Annotated in this window: 15 protein-coding genes; 5 read left to right on the top strand and 10 right to left on the bottom strand. The window is 71.0% G+C overall.

What is annotated here, in order from left to right:
• Positions 1–3 precede the first annotated feature (3 nt).
• The 4 genes from ACFFNX_RS08850 to ACFFNX_RS08835 form a co-directional block, all read right to left on the bottom strand.
• Entirely contained in the window at positions 4–1,236 is a 1,233-nt protein-coding gene (locus tag ACFFNX_RS08850; protein ID WP_378197909.1) for a dienelactone hydrolase family protein, read from the bottom strand.
• A gap of 87 nt (positions 1,237–1,323) precedes the next feature.
• Positions 1,324–2,376 (bottom strand): mannose-1-phosphate guanylyltransferase, encoded by a 1,053-nt coding sequence (gene manB, locus ACFFNX_RS08845; RefSeq protein ID WP_378197932.1) that lies wholly within the window; start codon positions 2,374–2,376, stop codon positions 1,324–1,326.
• 47 nt (positions 2,377–2,423) lie between these two features.
• Positions 2,424–3,551, bottom strand: coding sequence for a glycosyltransferase family 4 protein (locus ACFFNX_RS08840; RefSeq protein ID WP_378197907.1), 1,128 nt, complete (start codon positions 3,549–3,551; stop codon positions 2,424–2,426).
• A gap of 93 nt (positions 3,552–3,644) precedes the next feature.
• The gene (locus tag ACFFNX_RS08835; protein WP_378197905.1) at positions 3,645–4,349 is read right to left on the bottom strand and encodes a class I SAM-dependent methyltransferase; all 705 of its coding nucleotides are present in this window, start codon (positions 4,347–4,349) and stop codon (positions 3,645–3,647) included.
• A 101-nt stretch (positions 4,350–4,450) separates the two neighbouring features.
• Between ACFFNX_RS08835 and ACFFNX_RS08830 the strand changes: the two genes are divergently transcribed.
• The gene (locus tag ACFFNX_RS08830) at positions 4,451–5,395 is read left to right on the top strand and encodes a lysylphosphatidylglycerol synthase transmembrane domain-containing protein (RefSeq protein WP_378197903.1); all 945 of its coding nucleotides are present in this window, start codon (positions 4,451–4,453) and stop codon (positions 5,393–5,395) included.
• A 112-nt stretch (positions 5,396–5,507) separates the two neighbouring features.
• Positions 5,508–5,849, top strand: coding sequence for a thioredoxin (gene trxA, locus ACFFNX_RS08825; protein WP_378197930.1), 342 nt, complete (start codon positions 5,508–5,510; stop codon positions 5,847–5,849).
• A gap of 23 nt (positions 5,850–5,872) precedes the next feature.
• Here trxA and ACFFNX_RS08820 read toward each other — a convergent pair whose 3' ends face one another.
• The 5 genes from ACFFNX_RS08820 to ACFFNX_RS08800 all read right to left on the bottom strand — a co-directional run bounded on the left by ACFFNX_RS08820 (position 5,873) and on the right by ACFFNX_RS08800 (position 12,401).
• Positions 5,873–6,742: a class II glutamine amidotransferase gene (locus ACFFNX_RS08820; RefSeq protein WP_378197901.1), complete on the bottom strand. Its 870-nt coding sequence runs from the start codon at positions 6,740–6,742 to the stop codon at positions 5,873–5,875.
• 12 nt (positions 6,743–6,754) lie between these two features.
• Positions 6,755–8,158, bottom strand: coding sequence for a glutamate decarboxylase (gene gad / locus ACFFNX_RS08815; protein WP_378197899.1), 1,404 nt, complete (start codon positions 8,156–8,158; stop codon positions 6,755–6,757).
• A 144-nt stretch (positions 8,159–8,302) separates the two neighbouring features.
• A complete protein-coding gene (locus ACFFNX_RS08810; RefSeq protein ID WP_378197897.1) occupies positions 8,303–9,391 on the bottom strand; it encodes a glycosyltransferase family 4 protein in 1,089 nt (362 codons plus the stop codon).
• Complete coding sequence (locus ACFFNX_RS08805) at positions 9,388–10,284, bottom strand: glycosyltransferase family 2 protein (protein ID WP_378197895.1); 897 nt, start codon at positions 10,282–10,284, stop codon at positions 9,388–9,390. The genes ACFFNX_RS08810 and ACFFNX_RS08805 overlap by 4 nt, the downstream gene beginning before the upstream one ends.
• Before the next feature lie 53 nt (positions 10,285–10,337).
• A complete protein-coding gene (locus ACFFNX_RS08800) occupies positions 10,338–12,401 on the bottom strand; it encodes a hypothetical protein (RefSeq protein WP_378197893.1) in 2,064 nt (687 codons plus the stop codon).
• A 217-nt stretch (positions 12,402–12,618) separates the two neighbouring features.
• Between ACFFNX_RS08800 and ACFFNX_RS08795 the strand changes: the two genes are divergently transcribed.
• From ACFFNX_RS08795 to ACFFNX_RS08785, 3 genes are all read left to right on the top strand, one after another.
• Positions 12,619–13,353 (top strand): TIGR03089 family protein, encoded by a 735-nt coding sequence (locus tag ACFFNX_RS08795; protein ID WP_378197891.1) that lies wholly within the window; start codon positions 12,619–12,621, stop codon positions 13,351–13,353.
• A 6-nt stretch (positions 13,354–13,359) separates the two neighbouring features.
• On the top strand, positions 13,360–14,766 hold the full coding sequence (locus ACFFNX_RS08790) for an LCP family protein (RefSeq protein ID WP_378197889.1): 1,407 nt from the start codon (positions 13,360–13,362) through the stop codon (positions 14,764–14,766).
• A 117-nt stretch (positions 14,767–14,883) separates the two neighbouring features.
• Positions 14,884–16,011, top strand: coding sequence for an acyltransferase family protein (locus ACFFNX_RS08785; RefSeq protein ID WP_378197888.1), 1,128 nt, complete (start codon positions 14,884–14,886; stop codon positions 16,009–16,011).
• Here the strand turns inward: ACFFNX_RS08785 and ACFFNX_RS08780 are convergent.
• Positions 15,941–18,190 (bottom strand): glycosyltransferase, encoded by a 2,250-nt coding sequence (locus ACFFNX_RS08780; RefSeq protein WP_378197886.1) that lies wholly within the window; start codon positions 18,188–18,190, stop codon positions 15,941–15,943. The two genes, ACFFNX_RS08785 and ACFFNX_RS08780, sit on opposite strands and share 71 nt — an antisense overlap.
• Positions 18,191–18,356: the final 166 nt, after the last annotated feature.

The following is an 18,356-nucleotide window of genomic DNA, read 5'->3' as shown; positions in this document are numbered from 1 at the left end:
GTGTCACGAGGCCTGCAGGGAGGCGAACCAGCGTACGACCTGCGGCATGGACCGGAACGCGGATCCGTTGTGGTCGGTCGCGCCGACGTCGGTCAGGGGCGCGTCGACCCCGTGCGCGCGCAGCTGCGCCTGGCAGTGCCGCGCGTTGAGGATGGTCACGTCCTTGTCGCCGTGCGCGGCGAAGATGCGGATCGGCACCGTGGGCCGCCAGCCGGAGCAGGTGTCGTCGTTCTCCCGCATCGCACGGGCCAGGGAGCCGCCGGGGTGGTCGAGCCGCGTGATGAACTCCGGCCGGAGCAGCTCCCGCGGCGTCGCGGGCAGTCCGGCGAAGATCTGCGGCGCGCCGTGGTCACCGTCGAAGAGGGTCTCCACGGTCTCGCTGTACGGCTTCTGGAACACCTCGGACGGCGACGTGTAGAAGTGGTACAGCCGGTTCATCGACGTTATCCAGTAGCCGAGGTAGAAGGTGACCTCCTGCGGCGACAGCCGGTCGCCGTGGAGGCCCACCGGGATCTCGGCGTGCTCGACGTCGTACGGACCGCTGATCGGTGCGAGTGCGGCGAGTCGCCCGCGCGGCTGGAGGGCGCGGCCCAGCGCCATCGCCGCCGCGCCTCCCTGGGAGAACCCGGTGACCCTCACCTTCGAGGTGAGCGAGCGGCCGTGGCCGGCGGCGACCTCACGGGCCGCGCTGAGCATGTCCAGCGAGGCGGTCGTCTCCGAGGCGTGATCCATGTACGGGTGGTGCCCCGGCCCGAGACCGAGCCCGAGGTAGTCGGGGGCCACCGTGCCGAACCCGGCGGCGGCCACGAGCGTCGCCGCGGCCCGGTCATAGCTCTCGGCGGAGGTCGTCGCCGCGTCCAGTTTTGTGGCGTTCGTGCCGTGTTCGTAGGCGACGGTGCGCAGCTCACGGTCCTTGCTGCGCGGCAGGATGACCAGCCCGCTCGCGGTGGTCGGCGCTCCCGTGGGGGTGATCGTCCGGTACACGACGGCGTACTCGTCGATCCCGTACCTGGGCGCCGGCGACCCGAAGTTCATGTCGTCCAGGTACGAGGCCGTCTGCTCCCGGGACAGGCCGACGATCTTCTTGACGGAGACCACGCGGCCCCGTCCGTCCGAACCGTCCCGGTGCAGAGCCGTGTTGACGACGTGATGTGAGGTGGCCGACAGCTGGCCGGGCGCCGAAACGACCCCGGCCAGGGCGAGACCCGCGAGAGCGGCGGATGAGGAGATCTTCATACCGACGAAACTAGGCACGCCGCCGGTCCCGCCCCAGCCGGTCAGGCCCCGGGTCGGGGTGTATCCAGCACCACCGCCGCGCCGGACTCAGACGTCGCTGGAGAACCGGACCGCGGTCGGCGGAAGCTGGGTGCCGGGCCACAGCCGCAGGCCGCCGCGCAGTTCGTTGCCCGCGCCGACCATCGCGCCGTCGCCGATCACGGTCTCGTCGAGCACCGCGCCCGCGCAGATGCGGGCGCCCCGGCCGATCACCGAGCGGGAGACCCGCGCGCCCTGCTCGACCACGGCCCCGTCGAAGAGCACGCTGGACTCCACCGTCGCGCCCGACTCGACCACGGCCCCGGCGCCGACGGCCGTGCCGCCGGAGACGGCGGCCTCCGGGGCGACCACCGACCCGTTGAGGAACAGCACGCCGCCGCCGGGCGTGACCGCCGGCGACGTCATCCGGCCGAGCACCAGGTCGCACGAGCCCTGCACGAACGTGCTCGGCGTGCCCACGTCGAGCCAGTACGCGCCCTCGACGTACCCCATGATCGTCTCGCCGGCGGCGAGCAGGCCGGGGAAGGTCTCGTACTCCACCGAGACGACCCGGCCCTCGGGAATGGCCTCGATCGCCGAGCGCCGGAAGACGTAGCAGCCCGCGTTGACCTGGTTGGTCGGCGGCTTCGGCGACTTTTCCACGAACTCGATGACCTTGCCCTCGGAGGTCGTCGGCACGGCGCCGTAGCGGCGCGCGTCGTTGACCAGCGTCAGGTGCATCGTGACGGCCGCGCCGGACTTCTCGTGCATGGCGATCTGGGCCGCCAGGTCGTGGCCGGACAGGATGTCGCCGTTCAACACGATGACCGGGCTGTCGGCGTCGCACGTCAGCTCGCGTGCGGCGTTGCGGATCGCGCCGGCCGTGCCGAGCGGCTCGTCCTCGGTGACGTAGACCAGCTCCAGGCCGAGCCGCGACCCGTCGCCGAACGCCTCGGTGAACATCGACGCCCGGTAGGACGTCGCGAACACGATGCGCCGGATCCCGGCCGCGCGGGCCTTTCTGAGCTGGTGCTCCAGCAGTGGCACGCCGGCGGTGGGAAGCAGCGGTTTGGGGGTCGAGATGGTCAGCGGCCGCAGCCGCGTGCCCTTACCTCCGACCAGCAGAATCGCTTCCAGCGTGTCCCTCCCTCATCGGTGTGGCGGCCACACTACTGTTCGGCGGCGCGCTGGTAGGAAGCGAGATGCGCCTCGGCGGACGCCGTCCAGGTGAACTCCGCGGCGCGGGCGGCCGCGGCCTCGGCGAGCGTGCGCCGGCGGGCGTCGTCGGCGATCAGCGTGCTCAGCGCCTCGCCATTGCTCCCGGCGTCGGGCTCGGTGATGGCGACGGCGTCGCCGCCCACCTCCGGCAGCGACGAACGCTGCGTGGTCAGCACGGCCGCGCCGCACGACATCGCCTCCAGCACCGGCAGCCCGAAGCCCTCGCCCCGGCTCGGCAGCGCGACGACGAGCGCGCCGCCGAAGAACCCCGGCAGCGACGACCAGCGCAGATAGCCCGGCCGCAGCACCCTCAGCTGGTGCGGGACGTCGGCGAGCGCCGCGTCGACCTCGTCGTCCCAGCCGCCGCTGCCCGCCAGCACGAGCGCGGGCGCGTCCTTCACGGCGTCGGCGGCGCGTACCCAGCCGCGGATCAGGTTCGGGACGTTCTTACGGGGCTCCAGCGCGCCGAGGAACGCGATGTACGGGTGGCCGTGCAGGCCGAGCCGGTCGGAGACGCGCCGCCGCTCCTCCTCGCCCGGCGGGTGGAAGATCGCGTGATCGACGCCGTGGTAGGCGACGTCGATGCGCGTCGGGTCGGCCCGCAACAGCCGGACCATCTCGTCGCGCGTCGCCTTGGACGGCACGATCAGCCGGGCCGCGCGGCGTACGGCCGTGCGCGTGGCCGACTTGATGTAGGTCGCCTTGACCGGGTTGTGAACCTCCGGCTCGGCGAAGTAGGTGACGTCGTGGATCGTGACGACCACGGGCACCCCCGGCCGCAGCGGCGTCGAGTAGTACGGCGCGTGGATGACGTCGGCGTCGACCTGCTTGGCGACGAACGGCAGCCCGGTCTGCTCCCAGGCCAGCCGCGCCGGCCGGTGCACGATCGCCGGCGGGCCCGCGACCACCCGCGCCTTCGGCGCGAGCACGGCGTAGCGCTCCTCATCCGATCGCTGGCAGGCGACGGCCAGATCGGCGTCCGCGCGGTGCAGCGCGGCGATCAGGCCGTCGACATATCGCCCCAGCGCACCGCGATCAGCGGGTACAGCGGTCGCGTCGACGAGGACCCGAGGCACCACGTTGACAGTCGCCCCCTCGTTAGGTGCCGAAGTGGTGGGGATCACTCCCCGATCGGAAGCCTACGCCGATCAGTCCGGAACGGGGGGACGTCACTATTTCTTGCGCGCCCTGATCAGCACGATGCTGCCGCGGTCGTTGGGACTGCGACGGTCCGCCAGCGCCACGAGGGGCGTGAGCGGTGCGGCGGCGTTGAACCCGACCCGGCCGCCGTACGCCGACAGCGACAGGTAGAGGCGCTCGGTGGTCCGGCTGCGGAACTGGTAGGAGTAGTCGGCCAGCTCCATGCCGCGCTCGGTGAGCAGCCCGGCCAGGCTCTCGTGCGTGTAGGTGTGCTGCACGTGGTACTTCTCGCAGTGCGCCTCACGGAGCTTGGGCCAGTCACGGGACCGGCTCAGCACGTCGGCGGACATGAAGAGCTCGCCGCCCGGCTTGAGGATGCGGGACATCTCATCCAACGCGGTGCCGCCGTCGTCGAAGTGCTCGATCGCGCACACCGACAGCAGCGCGTCGAAGGACTCGTCGGCGAACGGCAGCTTGAGCGCGTCGCACTCGATCAGCGCCGGCGTGTGCCTGAGCGTGCGGCCGTAGAGCATCTTGCCGCGGGCGAGGTCGATGGAGACCGCGTGGGCACCGCGCTTGCGCGCCTGCCCGGCCCAGTAGCCGTCACCGCCGGCGACGTCGAGCACCCGCTTGCCGCGCAGGTCATCGCCCATCCAGCGGAGAAGCGTCCCGGCCTCACGGTAACGGCACACGTGCACCTGATGGCCCACGAAGGCCTTTGCGTCGTTGAGTTTCATCGCGACCCCACTCTACGGGCGAAACCCCCAAGGTATCCGCTGATCACCGACTGTTCACCGGCCGCTCACCGCTGCTCCCGGACACCGACTACCCTGACCGGGTGATCTCCCGGCTGCGAGCGAGTCGCCTGCCGCGCGTGGCGCTGGTCGTCGTCGCGCTCGTCTTCTGCGTGTACGGCCTGGCCTCGCGCTGGGACGACACCCGGCACGCGCTGACGGCCTTCTCCTGGCCGTACATGGTGGCCGCGCTTCTCGCCGGCGTTCTCGGGCTGGGCACGTGGATGCTGGGCTGGCGGTCGCTGCTGGCCGGGATGGGCTCACCGCTCCCCATGCGGGCGGCCGTGCGGGTCTACTTCGTCTCCCAGCTCGGCAAGTACATCCCGGGCTCGGTGTGGGCGCTGGTGGCCCAGATGGAACTGGCGAAAGAACACCGCGTACCGCGCCAGCGGGGCGCGACCGCCGCGCTGCTGGCGATGGCCACCACGATCGCGACCGGCTGCGCGGCGGCGGCCCTGACGCTGCCGCTGACCTCGTCCGATGCCACGCATCGCTACTGGTGGCTGCTGGTCCTCGCGCCGATCTTCCTGGCGCTGCTGCACCCGCGGATCGTGGCATGGACGCTCAACCGGGCGCTCCGGCTCGCCCGGCGCCAGCCCCTCGACCGTACGGCGGGCCTGGGCACGATGATCCGCGCGGTCGCCTGGACGGCGGTGGGCTGGCTCCTGTTCGGCGCGCACGCCTGGCTGCTGGTGCGCGCGGCGGGCGGGTCGGGCTTCTTCCTTTCCACGGGCGCGTACGCGCTGGCGTTCACCGCCGGGTTCCTGGTCGTCATCGCGCCGGGCGGCGTCGGCGTACGGGAGGCGGCGCTCACCGTCGCGCTGGGCCCGGTGCTGCCCCCGGGCGCCCCACTGGTCGTCGCCCTGGCCTCCCGGGTCGTGATGACCGTCGCCGACCTGGTGTGGGCGGGCGGCGCGGTACTGCTGGGCTCCCGCCATCCGGCCGTCGAGGAGGCCGAACTCCTGGAAGAACAGCCGGACGCCCGATGAGGCGCCCCCCGGCCTGACCACAGGCCGCCCGCGGGAACAACTTCGGCGGTTCGCGACTTTCACCGTGAGACGTCGTCGCCGTACGGGCGGCGCGCCCGGGAGGAGACATCTCATGGCCGGCGAGACCTTTACCGTGACCGACGCGACCTTCGACGAGGCCGTGCTGGCGAGCGAAACGCCCGTGCTGGTCGACTTCTGGGCGAGCTGGTGCGGTCCCTGCCGCATGGTCGCCCCGGTGCTGGACCAGATCGCCGCGGAGCACGGGGACAAGCTCAAGATCGCCAAGCTCGACTACGACGCCAACCCCAGCGTTCCGGCGCGCTACAGCGTGATGGGCCTGCCGACCCTGCTGCTGTTCAAGGGCGGCGAGCCGGTGCAGCAGATCGTCGGGGCCAAGCCCAAGCGTGCCCTGCTCAAGGAGCTCCAGCCCCACATCGAGGGCATCAACGCCTGAGACCCCTTCCGGCCGCCGGTTCGCTACGCGCCTTTCTGGGAGGCGGCGGCCTCGGGCCGCAGATCCTTCAGGCGGAGCCGATGGCGTGGTTCGTGGGGAAGCGCGATCGCGTGGATGACGCGCAGGTCCGGTCCGACATGGAGGAGCTCCCCGGACTCCATCGGGCGCCAGGCGGGGTTGTCGTCCATGCGTTCGCTGGCGATCACGACCGCGGGCGCGCCGGCCAGGTCGCTGGAGTGGACACGCATGCGGCCGGCGGTGCCGTTGTGGTCCAGGTGCCGGTCGCCGTGCTGGCCGCCGCGCCGGCGTTCGAGCACGTACAGGGCGTGGGTGTCGGGGTAGCGCAACGCCCACAGCCCGTCGGCGGTCGTCAGGACCAGGTTGAGGGAGTAGACGGGCAGGTGATCGGCGATCCAGCGGGCGGCGCGGACGACGCCGCCGGCGACGTCCCCGCCGTGGGCCCGAATCTCGCGCGTGATCAGGGCGAAGAACCGCTCGGAGTCGGTGTCACCGTGGACCAGCGACAGGTCCGGGCCTAGCTCGGCGTCGAGTTCGGCCAGGTTCTCGACCACGCCGTTGTGCGCGAACAGGCGCCCGTCCTGTTCGAACGGGTGGGTATTGCGCATTTCGAGGCCACCGGTGGAGGCGTAGCGGATGTGGGCGATGAAGGTCGTCGACTCGACCTGCTCGGCCTCTGCGGCGAACCGCCGGTCCTCGTACGCGGCGATGGGCGCCTTGCGCACACACGGGGAACCGTCGGCGTCGAAGTAGCCCAGCCCGGTGCCGTCCGGCTCCCGCCGGCTCTGGTCGCTCAGACTGTCGGGGGCGTCCAGCAGCCAGAACGTGGCGTGCGTACGCCGCGGCGCACCGCTCATGCCGAACAGACGACACATCGCGCACTCTCCTCACGTCTTGATGCCGTGAGCGAACGCACCGGCGTCGCCCGGGTCCCGATGAGGCTCATGCTGCCGGTGCAGCCGCGGCAGGGCCCGGCGGATGTCCTCCAGGAGCAGGTCGGCCAGGTCATGGCTGAAGCCGTTGCGGACGACGATCCGCAGCACCGACAGGTCCGTACGGTTCGGCGGGAACGTGTAGGCGGGCACCAGCCACCCGTGTTCGCGCAGGGCGATCGAGACGTCGAAGACCGTGAAGTTGGTGATCTCCTCGCGTAGCCGGAACGCGAACACCGGCGCCTGGCCGCCGTTGGTGATCAGTTCGAAGGGCCCCAGCGCGGCGATCTGGGCGGCCAGCCGCGTCGCGACGTCCCGGCAGGTGCGCTGGACGCGGCGGTAGCCGTCGAAGCCCAGCCGCAGGAAGTTGTAGTACTGCGCGATGACCTGGGCGCCGGGTCGGGAGAAGTTCAACGCGAAGGTGGGCATCCGCCCGCCCAGATAGTTCACGTGGAAGACCAGGTCGTCCGGCAGCGCGTCGGCATCGCGCCACACCACCCAGCCGACCCCGGGCATGACCAGCCCGTACTTGTGGCCGGAGGTGTTGATCGACGCCACGCGGGGCAGCCGGAAGTCCCACACCAGGTGCGTGTCGAGGAACGGCGCGATCATCGCGCCGGAGGCGCCGTCGACGTGGATCGGCACGTCCAGACCGGTCCGCTCTCGCAGGTCGTCCAGTGCCGCCGCGACCTCGGCGACGGGCTCGTAGCTGCCGTCGAACGTCGAGCCCAGGATGGTCACGACCCCGATGGTGTTCTCGTCGCACCGCTCCACCGCCGCCGCCGGGCTCAGGTGGTAGCGGTCGCCCTCCATCGGCACGTAGCGCGGCTCGACCTCGAAGTAGTCGGCGAACTTCTCCCAGCAGACCTGGACGTTGACGCCCATCACGAGGTTCGGCCGGTCGGCCGGCCGGCCCTGGGCGCGGCGGCGGTGTTGCCAGCGTCGCTTGAGCGCGAGACCCGCCAGCATGGCGGCCTCGCTCGAACCGGTCGTCGAGCATCCCGTCACCCGCCGCGGGTCCGCCGCGTGCCACAGCCGGGCCAGCATGTGCACGCACCGCAACTCCAGCTCGGCGGTCTGCGGATACTCGTCCTTGTCGATCATGTTCTTTTCCGCGCACTCGGCCATGAGCCGCCGTGCCTGGGGCTCGGCCCAGGTGGTGACGAACGTCGCCAGGTTCAACCGCGCGTTCCCGTCGAGCATCAACTCGTCGTGCACCACCTGATAGGCGGTCGCCGGCTCCATCTCCCCGTCCGGAAGGGCGTACCGGGGGACCGTCATCGGCTCCCGGCTGAAGAGCGGATTCACCTCCAGGTCGCGCACGGAACGATCGCCGCGCTGCGGCTGATTCGACGCCATCTGCTGACTTCCCCCGCTGGTAGGGGCGGTGACCGGCGTTCTCGAAATTCCCCGCGCGACGCGTTGCGACGCCCAAGCGATCTTCAACCTTGACCACGCGCTTCCCCACGCGCGCACGATCGGGGGCGGCGGGCCTCGCGGGCATCAGCGGCTGAGGAGCTGCTCCAGGTAGGCGACCCAGTGCGGCTCGGCGTCCACCGGCTTGACCCCCGCGCGCAGCCGAGCGGGCTCGCCCGTCGCGTAGAAGCGTCTCAGCGCGTCCGTCAGGGACTCCACGTCGTCCGGATCGCACAGCAGGCCGTCGATGCCGTCACGCACGTTGTCGGCGAGGGTGCCGGCGCGGGTGGCGATGACCGGGACGCCGTGCTCGTACGCCATGAAGACGTTCTGCGACGCGGTGGCCGTGCGGTAGGGCAGCACGAGCGCGTCGGCGCGGGCGAACAGGCCCGGCACGTCGCCCGCCGGGACGTACCCCGGCCGCAGCTCCACCCGGTCGTCCAGGCCGAGCGAGGAGATCAGCGTGCGCGTCTCGTCCGTCCCGCCCCAGAACTCCCCGGCCACGGTCAACGTCACGCCGTCGAGGTGCGCGAGGGCTCTCAGCAACACGTCCAGCCCCTTGTACGGCCGGACGATGCCGAAGAACAGCAGGTGGTTCGCTGGGCCGGCGTCGGCGGTCACGACGGGCGTGCCCCCGGGAGGCGTCGGCAGGTGGGCCGGCAGGTCCGCGGTCAGGACGGGCGTGCCGGGCGCCAGGTCGCGGGCGAGCTGCGCCTGCTGCGCGGAGTGCACCAGGGCGCCGTCCACGCGCCGCAGCAGCCGTCGCATCAGCGGGACGTCGTAGGGCTTGCGCTCGTGCGGCAGGACGTTGTGGCAGAGGGCGATCAGGCGGGGGCCGCCGCGGCCGAGGCCGTACGCCATGCCGAGGTAGGCCGGGACCTGGACCGGCGAGAGCACCACCAGCACGACGAGGTCGAAGGAGCGCAGCCGCCGCCCCGTGCGGACCCAGCCGTCCGGGCGGTACCAGGCCAGCGTGCGGTGGGTGCCCGGGAACGGCACCCCCTCCGGAGTGGAGATCGTCTGCTCGCCCGGGTAGAGGAAGCCCGGATACTGGGCCTTCCACGACTCGATCGTCACGTCGTGCCCGGCCGCGGCGAGCCGGTGGGCCAGTTCGGTCGTGTGGTGTGCGCCGCCGCCCTTGTAGGGGAAGGCGGGCCCCACGATCGCTATCTTCACGTGTCTCCCCGCGACCGCACGATGAGGTCGGCGAGCAGGGCCAGCGACGCGATGATCATGCCGGTCACGAAGATCATGACGGTGTTGTTCGCGAACCGCACCGGGTGCGCGATCATGTCGTAGACGCCCTTGACGATGCCCAGGCCGAGGAGCCACAGTGCGGGCGGCATCAGCACCTTGAGCGGGTTGAAGTACATGACCATCCGCAGCACCTGAAGGATGTAGCGGTAGGCGTCTTGCACGAAGTGGAACTTCGACTTTCCGGCCCGCTTGGCGTAGTCGATCGGAACATACCGGACGTCATGCTGGTTGGACATGAACGCCAGCGTGATCGTGGTGACGCAGGAGAAGCCGGGGGGCAGCAGCTTGAGGTACGGCTCGGCGACGTCCCGGCGGAAGGCGCGCAGGCCGGAGTTGAGGTCGGGGATCTTCTGCCCCGCCAGCCGCTCGGCCGTCTTGCGGATGAACCACTTGGCCGGCACCCGCAGGATCTTGTGCGTGCCCTCCTCGCTGGTCCGCGCGCCCACGACCTGGTCCACGGCCGGGTCCTCGTCGAGGATGTCGACCAGGTCCGGGATGCGCTCGTTGGGGTAGCTCATGTCCGCGTCGGTCCAGACGACGATGTCGCCCTTGGCCTGCTGGGAGCCGATGCGGCGCACGGTGCCCGAGCCACCGTTGCGGTGGAACGGGACCACCTGCATGGAGGGGAAGTTCGGCGCCGCCTCTTGGAGCCGGGCCAGCGTGCCGTCGGTCGAGCAGTCGTCCACGGCGAGGAGCTCATAGGTGTGGCCACTGGCATCCATCGCCTTGCAGATGCGCTCGACCTCGTCGATGACGTGGTCCTGCTCGTTGTAGCACGGCAGGACGATCGTCACGTGGGGCGTGTCAGTCACGCATGGCGAGGATACTCGGACTGGCTGGTCCACGAGCCAAGGGTACGCACTGTTCACCCTGCGTACACGGGAACGGCCATCCAGACGTTGATCGCCAGTGACCATGTGCCGTGAGGTGCGGCGACGAGGCTGCTCGAATCGCGGCGGGTGCTGACGTGGTAGACGCGCCGCGCCGTGCCGTACGGCGCCACGTCCAGGGAGTTCGCGCCCAGCAGCACCGGGCGGCGACCGGCCGCGACGACCTTTTCACTGATGCGCTCGACGTCCTCCGACGCGGCGGTGCTGGAGCCGGGCCGCACCTTGATCCGCCCGGACGGCACATCGCACATGCCGCGGATGAGCTGGGTGAACCGGTCGGCGGTGACCCGCTCGATGATCAGCACGGTGGCGCGGGGGCCGAGGCTGCGGCACATCGACCGGGCCTGCGCCACCTCGCCCTGCTCCGTCGGGGTGGTCATCATGCCCGCGGAGGTGACCACGGTGGGCACGAGGATCAGCAGGACGCCGACGACCGCCGTGCCGCCCGCGATCTCCGGCCCGAACCCCAGCCGCCGCACGTTCCGCGCCGCCCAGGCCAGCAGCCACAGGGCGAACAGCAGCAGGCCGGGCAGCACCACGACGATCAGCCGCCGGCTCGCCCAGGGCTGGTCCGGTGTGATCCCCGGCCGCCACAGCGTGGTCACCGTCGTCCACGCGATCAACGCGTACGGCAGGAGCCAGTCGGTACGGTGGCGGAGCAGCAGCTCGCGCAGGAGCAGGCCGGCGCCGATCGTGGCGAGCAGTACCGCCGGCACGCCGATGTACCAGGTCACCCAGTGCAGGCTCAGCTCGGAGTACTGGCGGTACGGGTCGAGGGGCAGCCGCAGCGACTTCTGCAACGCCGCGATGAAGGAGGCGTTGGCCGCGTCGTCGGGGTTGTGCGGCACGCGCCGGACCGTCTGCAGGCTCGGCCGGGCGGCGAAGAACGCCATGACCGCGAAGACCGCCGCGAGGGCCAGGTCGGGCAGCCGGAACCGGGTGAGGTTCGGCAGGCCCCACCTGCGCACGACGACGACCGCCACCGCCGTGACCACGAGCACGGCCCCGCCGATGTAGAGCAGTGGGACGAGTGAGCCGCGGACGTAGTGGAGGTACGGCCGCGACAGGGTGTACCCCTCGATCATCCCGGCGCCGACGCCGACGACCAGCCCGGCGAACAGGGCCGAGCCCGTGCGCCGCCGCAGCGCCACCAGCAGACCGGCGTACGCCACCACGGGCAGCACGTCGCGCAGCCCGTCGATGCGCACCAGAATGGTCAGCCCGAGCGCGAGGCCGCCGAGCAGCGCGGGCAGCCTGCGGTTCGCCCGCACGGCGTCGAGCGTGAGGGCCAGCCCACCGCACATCAGCACGAGCGCGGCGGTCTCGCTGTAGATCGACCGCGAGATCATCATCATCGGCCAGACCAGCGCCAGCAGCAGCGCGCCGGCCGGCGCCCACCGGGCCCCGACGAGGCGCGCGGTCAGACCGCCGAACGACAGGACGGCCAGCGCCCCGATCACCGGCATCATGGCGAGCATGGCGTACGAGCCCGCGAGGCGCCCGACCGGCGCCAGGATCATCGGCATGCCCGCCATGAACTGCGGCCACAGCACGCCGCCGCGCTGGTAGAACGCGGGGCTGCCGAACGACAGCGCGGGGTCGGCGCCGCCGAACGGGGCCAGGGCCGGGTGGATCGGCAGCGACCCGTGGCCGGCGAGCCAGGTGGCGAAGTTGAAGTACGACGCAGGGTCGCGGCGCACCACGATCTGCTCTGAGAAGGTCAGGAGCTGCACCGCGCAGAAGGCCGTGGTGACGGCGAGGAGCCCGCCGACCGTCCACCATGAGCCCCAGTGCGCCGCGGGCGGACGCACCGCCCGCAGGCCGAAGGTCAGCACGAGAGCGGCCACCGGCACGAAGAGCGCGATGGCGGGCAGCGGCGTGAACACGCCGGCCATGAGCAGTGGCAGCGCGACCGCCAGCCAGCAGACCAGCAGGAGCGCCGGGGCGACGGTCAGGCGGGCCAGGAAGACGCCCGCGCGGGACTCGCCCGGGTCCTTCCTGTCCCGCTCATCCGTCGGTTCGGGAGCGACTACCGACACGACGATCCGCCACCTCCGCCCTGGAGAGGGGATCGCCCTGAAGGCAGCGCGTCCGTACGGTCCCGGACCAGCTCATCGACCAGCACAAGCAGCCAGGCTAGAACACGCAGAGCAACGGAGGGGTTTCCCCGACGCGAACCTCGTGCGCAAGGGGAGGCCGCGCGACACCCCCGACGGCAAACGGGAACACAAGAGACAGGCTCTAGTCTTCACTCTCATGTCTCATCCCGTCGACCTGCTGCGAGGGGCGCTGGCGGCCGAGCCGTCCCGCCCGCTCGTCACCTTCTACGACGACGCCACCGGCGAACGCGTGGAGCTTTCGGTGAAGACCTTCGACAACTGGGTGGCCAAGACGGCGAACCTGCTGATCGACGGGCTCGCCGCCGACCCGGGCTCCCGCGTCGCGCTCGCCCTGCCGGTGCACTGGCAGACCGCCGTGTGGCTGTTCGCCTGCTGGTCGGCCGGGCTGACCGCGGTTCCGGTGGACGAGGGCGAGATCCCCGCCGACGCGGACATCGTGGCCGCCGCGCCGGGCCGGCTGGAGGCCGCGCTCGCGACCGGGGCCGAGGTGGTCGGCCTGTCGCTGCACGCGCTCGGCGCGCCGCTGGAGGAGTGCCCGCCCGGCGTCACCGACTACGCGGTCGAGGTGCGCTCGTACGGCGACCGCTTCACCGCCCCGGCCGACGCGGACGCCCCGGCGGTAAAGGTCGGTGGCGAGGTCATGAGCGGGGCGCGGCTCGTCGCCGCGGGCGAGGCGCTGGGACTGCCGCCCGGGACCCGCACGCTGACGACTGTGTCCTACGCCACAACGGAAGGGCTGATTTCCGGGCTGATCGGGCCCTTTGCCACGCAAGGATCAGTAATAATCTGCCAAAACCTCGAACAAACCGGACTGGATCGACGTATATCCCTGGAAAGGGCCACCGCGTTGGTCACCTCACCTAGCCTCTAGGGCCGAATGTTCAGCGACTATGAGTACCCCGAGTACGGCGACCCGCTCGGCGACAAGCCGAAGCGGGGCGTCATGTGGCGTGTGCTCGGCTGGGTGTCGATCGGGCTCGCCGTGGTCCTCGTCGGGACGAGCCTCGTCGCGTACGGGACGTACCGCAAGCTGCAGGGCAACATCACCCAAGAGGACGTCACCGCCGAGCTCGGCTCGCACCGGCCGCCCAAGCTCAACCAGGCCCTCAACGTCCTGCTGATCGGCTCGGACCAGCGCAACGGCGCCAACGCCAAGTACGGCAAGGCGGAGGGCGAGCGCTCGGACACGATCATCCTGCTGCACTTCTCCCCCGGCGGTCAGAAGGCCATCGGCATCAGCTTTCCGCGCGACTCGATGGTGAATCTCCCCTCGTGCAAGACCGCGAGCGGGAAGACCATCCCGGGCGGCCTGAACATGATCAACTCATCGTTCAACAACGGCGGCGCGGGCTGCACCATGCACACCATCGAGACGCTGACCGGGATCCGCGTCGACCACTTCGTCAAGGTCGACTTCTCCGGCTTCAAGCGGGTCGTGGACGCCCTCGGCGGCGTCGAGATCTGCCTGCCCCAGCGGGTGAGCGACAGGGACAGCAAGCTGTACCTGTCCGCCGGCCGGCACATCGTCAAGGGCGACACCGCCCTCGCGTACGTGCGCAACCGGCACGGCCTCGGCGACGGCTCCGACACCGACCGGATCAAACGCCAGCAGAAGTTCCTCGGCGCGGTCGTGAAGAAGGCCACCAGCAACGGCACGCTGACCAACCCGGGCAAGCTCTACAGCTTCCTCGACGCCGCCACCAAGTCGGTCACCACGGACAAGGACTTCACCGTCGACGAGATGAAGAAGGTGGCGAGCAGCCTCCAGGGCATGTCGGCGGGCAAGGTGCAGTTCATCACCGTGCCGTGGGGGGCGTACGCGCCGGACCCCAACCGGATCGCCTGGCGGCAACCGGACGCCGACAACCTGTTCGCCGCGGTCCGCAACGACAACAAGATCCAGACGCCGACGAAGGTCCAGAAGGCGAGCGTGCCGCCGGCGCAGATCAAGGTGCGCGTGCTGAACGGCACCGACACGGCCGGCCTGGCCCAGCGGGTCGGTGACCAGCTCACCGCGCGCGGCTACTCCGTCGCCGGCATCGGGACCGCGACGACGAGGCCGGGCAAGACCGAGTTGCGGTACGGCAACGGCGCCGACCAGCAGGCCGCCGCGCTCGGCCAGGTCGCCCCGGCGAGCACGCCGGTGCCGGACCAGTCGGTCGCGGCCGGAGTCGTCGACCTGGTCCTCGGCCCGGACTGGAACGGTCTCAAGGGCGCGCAGTCCACGGCGATCCCCAAGTCGTCGGACGCGGTCACCGCGTCCGACGACCCCTGCAAAACCTGAGAGCTTCTGGAGAGTTTTTCGACCCGGCGTCCGATCATCGGCCCGGATAGGTATGGTCGTTCGCGGCCCCGGGCCCAGCCCCGGGGGCACCTTCACCGTCGTCCCTCAACGGAATCGATGACTTCGCCGAGCACACCTCACACGACACCGCCGGCCTCTCCGACCGGCATCCCGGCCGATGCCTCCGCGGTCGTCCCCGCGCCGCGCGACGCGGTCGTCGAACAACGTCCCGCGCCACGGCGGCGCGACCCGTTCTTCGACAACGCCAAGTTCATGGCCATCGTGCTCGTCGTGGCCGGTCACTCGATCGTGGACCTGCGCGACGTGCGCGTCGCGCACGCGCTCTACATGTTCGTCTACACGTTCCACATGCCGGTCTTCATCGTGGTCACCGGCTACTTCTCCCGTAACTTCACCTTCAGCGGCCGCAAGGCCCAGAAGCTGATCGTGAATCTCGGCGTGCCGTACATCGTCTTCGAGACCGCTTACTCCACCTATCACTGGGCGGTCGGGCACTCGAAGTTCGAGATCAGCATCCTGGATCCGTACTACCTGACCTGGTTCCTCATGGCGCTGTTCCTGTGGCGCCTGTCCACACCGGTCTGGCAGCAGATCCGCTGGCCGGTCGCCGCCGCCGTGGTGATCTCACTGCTGTCGGCCATGACCGCCCTGCCGGGCGAGCTCGAGATGCACCGCACGCTCGGCCTGGTGCCGTTCTACGTACTGGGCCTGGTGCTCAAGCCGGAGCACTTCGAGACGCTGAAGCGCCCGATGGCCCGGGTCCTGGGCGGGATCACGCTCGCCGCGGCGCTCGCCTTCACCTACTTCATCGCCGACCGTCACATGACCACCGAGTGGATGTACTGGCGTAAGGGCAACGCCGACATGCACGTGAACAACCTCGTCGGGTCAGGTATGCGCCTCGGCCTTCTGGTGGGCGCGGGCATCCTCGTGTTCGCGTTCCTCACGATGGTGCCCGCGCGCCAGACCTGGTTCACCAACCTGGGCGCGGCCACGCTGTACGCCTACCTGCTGCACGGCTTCGCCACGAAGCTGATGGAGTACATGGGCTGGTACGACACGCCGTTCCTGCACACGCTGCCCGGCGTGGCCGTGACGGCCGCGGCCGGCGCGCTACTCGCGACGCTCCTGTGCACCCCGCCGGTGCGCTGGCTCATGCACTGGGCGTTGGAGCCGGACATGTCGTGGGCGTTCGTCCCGCTGCGCCGTCCGAAGAGCGTGTGAGCACCAGCTCGGCCCAGCGGTCGCAGACGAGGTCGAGGGCGTAGGACCGCCGCACTTCCTCGTTCGCCCGCGCCCGCTCCTCCTCCCAGCGGCCCTCGGCGACGACCGCCGCGATCGCGTCGGCCATCGCGGCCGGGTCGTCGTGGATCCAGTGGGGGTCATAGATCCGGTCCGAGCCCTCCCAGGGCAGCAGCGCCGGCACCGCGCCCGAGGCCATGCCCTCGGCCGGCGCCAGGTGGAAGCTCTCGTCGTCGCTGGTGGACAGCACGAAGCCGACACGCCGCAGCCAGGAGGCCACGTCGGGCCCGGCCGGGTCGAACACCACGCCCGAAGCGAGCAGCGGCGAGCGGCGGATCCGGTGGAACAACGCCTCGAACCTCTCCCGCTCCTCGCTGCGGTTCCAGATCCACGGCAGGTCCCAGGGCAGCTTGGACTTGATGAAGAGCGTGAATCTCGGGTCGTCGCGCCGGAGGCGTTCGAGCACGTCGACGGCCAGGTCGAGCCGCTTGCGCCACGGCGCGAGGCCGATGAAGCCCAGGTGGTGCTCGGCGCCCGGGAGCTTGGCCCGGCCGAACTGCGCGTCGTCCACCCAGTTGGGGATGACGGTGACCTTGTCGGCGGGCCAGCCCGTCATCTTGCGGGTCAGGTCGGCGTAGTGGGGACTGACGCACACCACCTGGTCGACGGCGTCGATGTCGAGACGGCCCGGCCACGCGCCGTACAGCTCGAAGCGGTGCAGCCGGACGACGAGGCGCTGGTCCGGCCGTCCGTTCTTCTTGAGCCACTCGCTGTACCAGATGGCGTTCGGCCCACACCACTCACAGACCACGACGTCCGCCCACGAGGCCATCTCCTGGCTGACCTCCGGGTCGTGTTTGCCGAGCCCGGGCCACTGGTCGACCCGCACCTCCACGTTCGGCAGGGAGCGCAGGTGGTCGAGCAGCCGGGTGAAGAACTTCAGGTCGTGCCCGGCGACCACGACCTTCGTGGGGCCCGCGCCCTTCGGGGCGGGCGGGAGGGCCTGACGCAGGTAGCCGCGGAGCCGGCCGGCCGCGGCCTGAAGCGTGAACTCGCGTGCGGCCCTCAGGCAGCGGTCGCGCGCCTCAGCGTACGTCGCGGGCCCGGCCGCCTCGGCGAGGACGTCGACCACCTCATCCTCGGTATTGGCGAAGAGCGGGTAGTCCGAGCCGAGGAGGTTCTCGTGCATCGGCGTGCGGTTGAGCACGACCGGCACCCCGAGCCCGCCCATCTCCAGGACCTTCGTGGACAGTTCGAGACTGGCGTCCAGGTCCGGGTGCCGCCAGGACAGCCCGATGTCGCAGGTGGAGGTCACCCGCATGGCCTCGGCGCGTGGGTGGCCGCCGTGCCAGACCAGGCCGGGGGTGGACTCCAGCGCCACGCGCATCCGGCGGGAGAACCCCGGGTCGGTGCGGTCGTTATGGATCTTGTCGCCGACCATGTGCAGCTCGGCGTCGACGCCGCGCGCGGCCAGGCGCCGGGGCAGCGCGGTCATCTCGTAGGTGTTCCAGCGCGGCGCGAACTTGCCGGTGTAGACGAGCTTCAGCGGCCGGCCGGGGGTGTGGTCCGCCGCGGGTTCCAGTCCCTCGGGCACCACGACGACCGGCGGGAACAGCACGCATTTGCCGGCCGCCTTGTGCAGCATGCCTTCGAGGAAGCAGCGCAGCTCCTCGGTCTGGCACAGCAGGAAGCGCGACGCCTTGGCGACGGCGGCCAGCTCGCCGCGGACGCCCTTGTTCGGCCGGGCCGCCATCTCCGCGGCGTTCTGCGGCACATCGGTCAGGTAGGTCCACAGCCGTCCGGCCAGTGGCGTCGCGGTGACGCGCACCGCGAGCCGCCGCCCGCGCACGACGATGAGGTCGTACGGCTCGGCGGCGTCGAGCTCGGTGAGCAGCTGGGCGGCGGCCTCGGCCGACAGCGGTCCGGTGGCGTCCTCGGGCCGGCGCCGCACGGTCACTCCGGGGAGCCGCTCCAGGGGGGCCACGAGGCGGTCCGTGCGCACCTGCGCCTTCAGCACGAGGGTGGCCTCGACGCCCGCCTCGTGCAGCGCCTGCACCATCGCCTGGGCCCAGATCGCCGACCCGTCGATGATGTTGAGGTCCACGTCGCCGTACACGAGAGCGCGCACGCGATTTCCTTTCCCGGTGTTGGTTTCGGTCATGGACGATCGAGGCCGAAGCGGGTGCGGAGGCCGGCGAGCGCCTCGTCCAGGGGCGTGTCGTGCCTCAACGTGGCGTCCCAGCCCAGCCCCGCCAGGCCCGGCGCGGAGCCGAGCAGCACGAGCGGGCGGCCGCGGCCCCGCGCGACGTCCATCAGGCCCAGCAGGG

It is taken from the genome of Actinoallomurus acaciae (assembly GCF_042429965.1).
Taxonomy (GTDB): domain Bacteria; phylum Actinomycetota; class Actinomycetes; order Streptosporangiales; family Streptosporangiaceae; genus Actinoallomurus; species Actinoallomurus acaciae.
This window is presented reverse-complemented; position numbering and strand designations above follow the sequence as displayed.